The following is a 5,742-nucleotide window of genomic DNA, read 5'->3' on the forward strand; positions in this document are numbered from 1 at the left end:
AAGCCGATTTCCCTGAGATTGAGACGTTTAATCCGAATGAGAAATTTGGCCCGTGGGAAGAAATCATGAAAAAATTCTTTGCCGACGGCGGATTGTTTGACCAGCTTTCCAGTAAAAAATAAGGCTTAAACATAGAGGCCGTCTGAAACTTCAGACGGCCTTTTGTTACAATAAGCCTTTTTCTTATCCACCTTTTCCCATGTCCCAACGCAAAATCATCCATATCGATATGGACGCATTCTACGCTTCGGTAGAACTACACGAGCAGCCGCACCTGAAAGGGCTGCCTGTCGTTGTGGCGTGGGACGGTACGCGGTCGGTCATTTGTGCCGCTTCTTATGAGGCGCGCAAATTCGGTTTGCACTCAGCCATGTCGGTGGCAACGGCGAAAAGGCTGTGTCCGCAGGCGGTGTTTGTGCAGCCTCATTTCGATTTGTACCGTCAAGTGTCGGCGCAGATTCATGCCGTGTTTCGGCGTTATACCGATTTGATCGAGCCTTTGTCTTTGGACGAAGCCTATTTGGATGTTACCCAAAATTTTGAAAATATCCCGTACGCCAGCGAAGTGGCCAAACGTATTCGTGCTGAAATTTTTGAAGAAACCGGTTTGACAGCCTCCGCGGGTATCGCGCCCAATAAGTTTTTGGCCAAAATCGCTTCTGACTGGCGCAAACCGAACGGGCAGTTTGTGCTGCCGCCGCAAAAAATCATGGCGTTTTTGGAGAGCCTGCCGTTGGGTAAGATTCCCGGTGTCGGCAAAGTTACACTGAAAAAGATGAATGCCCTCGGTATGCAAACCGCCGGCGATTTGCGCCGTTTTGAGCGCGGCGAACTTTTAAACCATTTCGGCCGCTACGGCTACCGCCTTTACGATTTGGCACGCGGTATCGACGAGCGGCCGGTCAAAGCCGAACGCGAACGCCTGCAAATCTCAACCGAAATCACCTTACCCGAAGATTTGTCTTTGGCGCAGGCTTCAAGCCATTTGCCGCACCTCGCCGAAGACCTCTGGCGGCAAATCGAACGCAAAAACGTCGAAGCCAAAGGCGTTACCCTCAAACTCAAAACCCACGATTTCCGCATTATCACGCGTTCGCTGACGTATTCTTCCGTCCTTCCCGATAGCGCCTCGCTGCTTCAGGCAGCGCATACTTTGCTGCAACGCATACCTCCGCAACGTGAAGACGCCTTCCGCCTGATCGGTATCGGCGTGAGCCATTTGCTGCCGAAAAACCAGCAGCAGACGCTTTGGTTATAAAGAAATAGAAAAGCATTCTTTCCGTTTGAAGATAGGGCGCTGGACAATATTGTTCCATAACCATATCGGCAGCCGTTTCAACAGGCCGTCTGAAAATTATTAGGAACAACCAGCCATGTCTTTATTCCGCCCACAACTCTGGAAAATCCCCGAAATCAGCGATGCCGAACGCCGCCAACTGCCTGAGTTGGCAGCCGCTTTGGAGCACCGTTTGCAAGACATTGCCGCACGCTATCCGCAAGCCGTCTTCGCATCCAGCCTTGCGGTTGAGGATATGGTCATTACCGATGCCGTGTGCCGTCTGAAACTGCCCATCCGCATCATCACGCTAAATACGGGCAAACTCAATCCCGAAACCGCCTCGCTGATTGCCGAAACCAATGCGCGTTATCAAACCGAATTGGAAGTGTTTTATCCCAATCGACAAACCGCCGCCGAATTTGAAGCGGAGTTTGGTACGACCGCGATGTACGACAGTGTCGAGTTGCGCCGCCGTTGCTGCCATATCCGCAAAATTGAACCGCTCAACCGCGCTTTGCACAACGCGCCTGCATGGCTGACCGGACAACGCCGCAGCCAGTCCGAAACGCGCAGCGAATTGAATTTTGAAGAGCTGGATACAGGCCGCAACATCGCCAAATTCAATCCTATTTTCGATTGGGAAGAGCAGGATGTTTGGGCATATGCGCACGAGCACCAAGTTCCGCTTAATGCGCTGTATCATCAAGGCTATCCCAGCATTGGGTGCGAACCCTGCACGCGTCCAGTCAAGCTGGGCGAAAATATCCGCGCCGGGCGATGGTGGTGGGAAAGCAAAGACAGTAAGGAATGCGGTTTGCACAAATAATCAAAGGCCGTCTGAAAACGTTTCAGACGGCCTTTTTGACGGTTTAACAAGATGATTTATCAAGTATTTGCTTTTCGTTCAACAAAAGTGGAAAGCAGGGCGGTATCGATGTCCCATTTCCAGATGCCTTGATCCGAGCCGTCCATGCCGCGCAGGAAGAGGTAGCGGATGGCGATTTGGGGCAAGGGCTTGCCGCGCAGGGCATAGTAGCGCGCGATGGCAACGGCGTAGATCAGGGCTTGCAGGTAGTAGTGATGATGCGCCACAGCTTCGTTCATCGCCTGTTGCGTGTAGGCGCTTGCATCGTTGCCCAAATGGTTGGATTTGTAGTCGATTAAAACGACATTGCTGTCTGAATCTTGGCAAACCATATCAATAAAGCCGTTTAAATAGCCTTGCAAATCATGGAAATCAAGCAGTTGCGCGGCTTGGACGCATTCGGGCGGCAGGTTTGCTTCGCTTGAGGCAAACCAACGGCGCAAGTCGTCCAGTTTGAAATCGTCCATGTACAGGGTGAACCCCATTTCGGGCAGGCGTCGGGTCGTCGGAATCTGTGACAGGCTCTCGTTGATTAAAGGCGTAAGGCGGCAGGTATCGAGCATGGTGATTACCGTCGGCAGCCATTTGTCTTCAAAGCTATGGCGTTGCAAAACTTCGGCAATCATTTCGGATTGGCTCTCGGCAGAGGCGGCGAAATCGAGTTTTTCCAGCATTTCATGCAAACATACGCCGGCATTGGTGCCGCGGGGGAAATGGTGGATATCGAGGCCGTCTGAAAGTGGGGGCGGCAGGTTTTCAGACGGCATGGCACGGTCTGCGCTTTCTGCCGGATCGATGGCAGGTTGCAAAGGCTCGTGTTGTTCGTCGGTTGACTTGGTGTGCCGGCTCAAACCGGTAAAGCTGGTGTGGCGGATAAAGTCAAAATCGCGGCGTTTAATGCTATGTGCGCTAAAAGCTTGGTCTTGCTGGCGGCTGTATTGATAGACGGTTTCCGGCGGGGCTTCTTCCGTGAAGGCAAACTCCGTATTTTCAGGCGCGTTTTTGATAAAGCGTTGCCAGTTGGTTTTAAGCATTTCTACAACGTCTGTCGCGCTTTTATAGCTTTGGCTGACGCTCTCGCGGCCGGCATCCGACAAACCTTCGAGCAGATAGGCAAAAGGATTGTTTGGCGTACAGTTTTTGTTGGCGGCGGCGTAGATATTGAGCTGTTCTTCGGCGCGGGTAAGGGCGACATAAAGTAGGCGTAAATCTTCTGCCGTCTTTTCGTCGGCAAGATGGCTTAGTTCTGCTTCCGAGGTTTGCGATTTTGCCAGTAGCTCGGTTTCGTGGCTTTCAGTATGCAGGATTTTCCAGTTTTCTTTGGAATTGTCTTTGGTATCCCACGCGAAGGGGCAGTACACCAAAGGATATTGCAAACCTTTCGACGCGTGCATGGTAACGATTTTGACCAGTTTTTCGTCGCTTTCAAGACGGATGGTTTGCGCGTCTGATGGGAAATGGCCGCTGCGTGCACGGCTGATTTGTTCGTTCAGCCATTTATGCAGGGCGGCAGGGTTGCGGCTTTGACTGTCTTCTTCGGCCAAAAGCTCCAGAATTTGGTAGTAGTTGGTCAGGCTGCGCTCGTTGCCGCCTTTGAGCAGGCGTGTTTCGATGTCATGTAGGGCGGCAAACTGCTGCACGGCGGCAAAAATGCCGCCTTTCCGCCATTTTTCCATGGCTTGGGCAGATGACTCTAGCCATTTCAGCAGCTGGTGTTCGTTATGGTTGAGTTCGTAAATCTCTTTGGCGGTATAGCCGAATAAAACGCCGGTCAAGACAAAGCGCAGCCAGTCGGTTTGCCTTGGGTTGAGCCAAAAGCCGATCAGCGCGGACAGCGAATCTGCCTCGGCGGAATCGAAAACGGACTGGCGCGACAGCAACACGCTTTGGATACGGCGCTGTTTCAGTTTACCGGCAATCATCGCCGCTTCGTTGTTGGTGCGCACCAAAACCGCAATATCGCCGGACTCCAGCGCGCGGCCTTTGAAGTTCAGACGGCCTTCGGCTGCTTCATTGAGCGCAAAGGCAATTTCATCGGCGCAATATTCGGCGGCACGGCCACGCAAAATCTCTTTGTTGGTCTGATCGTCCGTGTTGAGCCAGCGTACTTGGATGGCGGGACGGTGTGGCGACAGCCGGCTTTCGGCGCGGCTGGCGGAGACATCGCTGTAATCGATATTTTCCAAGACGAAGGGGTGTTTTTTTTGTTTGAACAAGGCGCTGATGCCGTTAATCAGCTTGGCATGGCTGCGGTAGTTGACGGCGAGGGTGTAATGCCTGTCCGCATCTTGCGCAGCTTGCAGATAGGCGTAAATGTCCGCACCGCGAAAGCTGTAAATCGCCTGCTTGGGGTCGCCAACGAGAAACAGCGGGCAGCCTTGTTCGATAAAAATTTGGCGGAAAATTTCGTATTGCAGCGGGTCGGTATCTTGGAATTCGTCAATCAGCGCGATTTCCCAGTTTGCCGCCGCCGCTTTTGCCAACGCGTTGCCGTGTTCATTGGTGGTCAATGCCTGATGGACGTCCAGCAGCAAATCGTCAAACACGCGCTCGCGGCGTGATTTTTTTTGTTCGGCAATGGACTGATTGATGTGGGAAAGGAGGTCGAGTTGCAGGCGGATGAAGACCGCTTCTTCCGCGCTTTCCATTGCCTGCAAATCACGACCGAGATTGGCCAAGGCTTGCAGCTGAATAATTTCCGGCATATCGGCATCGGTTTTATATTCTTTTTTCAGTTTGCTGTTGAGCGTGTCGATACTGAAGAGGCTTAATTTTTCTAGCGTTTGTTTGCTCAGGCGGGGCAGACGGTTGGATTCGGCGTTTGTTTTTAAATCGGTAAAAACATTTTCAAAGGTTTTTCTTTTGTAGGTTTGGCCGTTAAGTTTGGGAAAAATTGCCCAAAATGCTTTTTCCAAGTCTTCCAACTGAGCGCAAACTTTTTGCCATGTTTCTTGAAGGTTGGCTTGGGCTTCTTTCAAATCGCCTTCAGACCGTCTGAATTTCAGATAGGGGCGGCCGGTATAGCTTTTGATTTCGGCAAGCATTTCTTCGGGCGTGCATTTCCGGTCAAAAACCAATTGTGCCAATGTGGCATCGGTTGCCACTTTCTGCCGCCAAAAGTCTTGTGCAGGAATCAGCAGCCTCTCGCGCGAGTCGTCCGACAGCTCGACATCCAAAGGTGCGCCGCACAAAAACGCGTAATCGCGCAAGACGCGCTGACAGAAGCCGTGGATGGTGTAAATAGAGGAGTTGTCAAACTGGCTCAGCGCGGCTTTGAGGCGGAGAATCAGGCGATGGCAGCTTTCTTGTCCGTCTTGCTCGCCTAAAGCCAAAGGAATCAAGCGATTGAGAAAGTCATCGGGGGATTTTTTCTCTTTTTCGTAATATTTGTTCAGGCCGTCTGAAATATGTTCCGGCTCGCCGCCCAAAGTTTGGATTTCGTTCAAAACCTGCAACACTTCGTCCAAACGTGCGCGCAAACGGGTTTTCAGTTCTGCCGTCGCCGCTTTGGTAAAGGTAACGACCAGAATTTTCTCGATGTCTTTTTTTTCTAAAACAATCAGTCGGGTAAAGAGCGCGGCAATGCCGTAGGTTTTAC

General features: G+C 51.7%; 3 protein-coding genes and 1 pseudogene. 3 read left to right on the forward strand and 1 reads right to left on the reverse strand.

What is annotated here, in order from left to right:
* The 3 genes and pseudogenes from ACTHUE_RS10035 to ACTHUE_RS10045 form a co-directional block, all read left to right on the forward strand.
* Window positions 1-122, forward strand: a pseudogene (locus tag ACTHUE_RS10035) (sulfate ABC transporter substrate-binding protein); the annotation flags it as partial.
* 77 nt (window positions 123-199) lie between these two features.
* Window positions 200-1,258 (forward strand): DNA polymerase IV, encoded by a 1,059-nt coding sequence (gene dinB / locus ACTHUE_RS10040; protein WP_004521080.1) that lies wholly within the window; start codon window positions 200-202, stop codon window positions 1,256-1,258.
* A gap of 115 nt (window positions 1,259-1,373) precedes the next feature.
* Window positions 1,374-2,105: a phosphoadenylyl-sulfate reductase gene (locus ACTHUE_RS10045; RefSeq protein ID WP_004521081.1), complete on the forward strand. Its 732-nt coding sequence runs from the start codon at window positions 1,374-1,376 to the stop codon at window positions 2,103-2,105.
* A gap of 59 nt (window positions 2,106-2,164) precedes the next feature.
* Here the strand turns inward: ACTHUE_RS10045 and recB are convergent.
* Window positions 2,165-5,742, reverse strand: a 3,578-nt coding sequence (gene recB, locus ACTHUE_RS10050; protein WP_440423400.1) for an exodeoxyribonuclease V subunit beta, incomplete at its 5' end; no start/stop codon positions are given.

It is taken from the genome of Neisseria sp. P0021.S005 (genome assembly GCF_051956955.1).

What these genes read in the sequence shown, in the direction of transcription:
- dinB (WP_004521080.1), top strand. Translation starts at nt 200, where the DNA reads ATGTCCCAACGCAAAATCATCCATATCGATATGGACGCATTCTACGCT.
- ACTHUE_RS10045 (WP_004521081.1), top strand. Translation starts at nt 1,374, where the DNA reads ATGTCTTTATTCCGCCCACAACTCTGGAAAATCCCCGAAATCAGCGAT.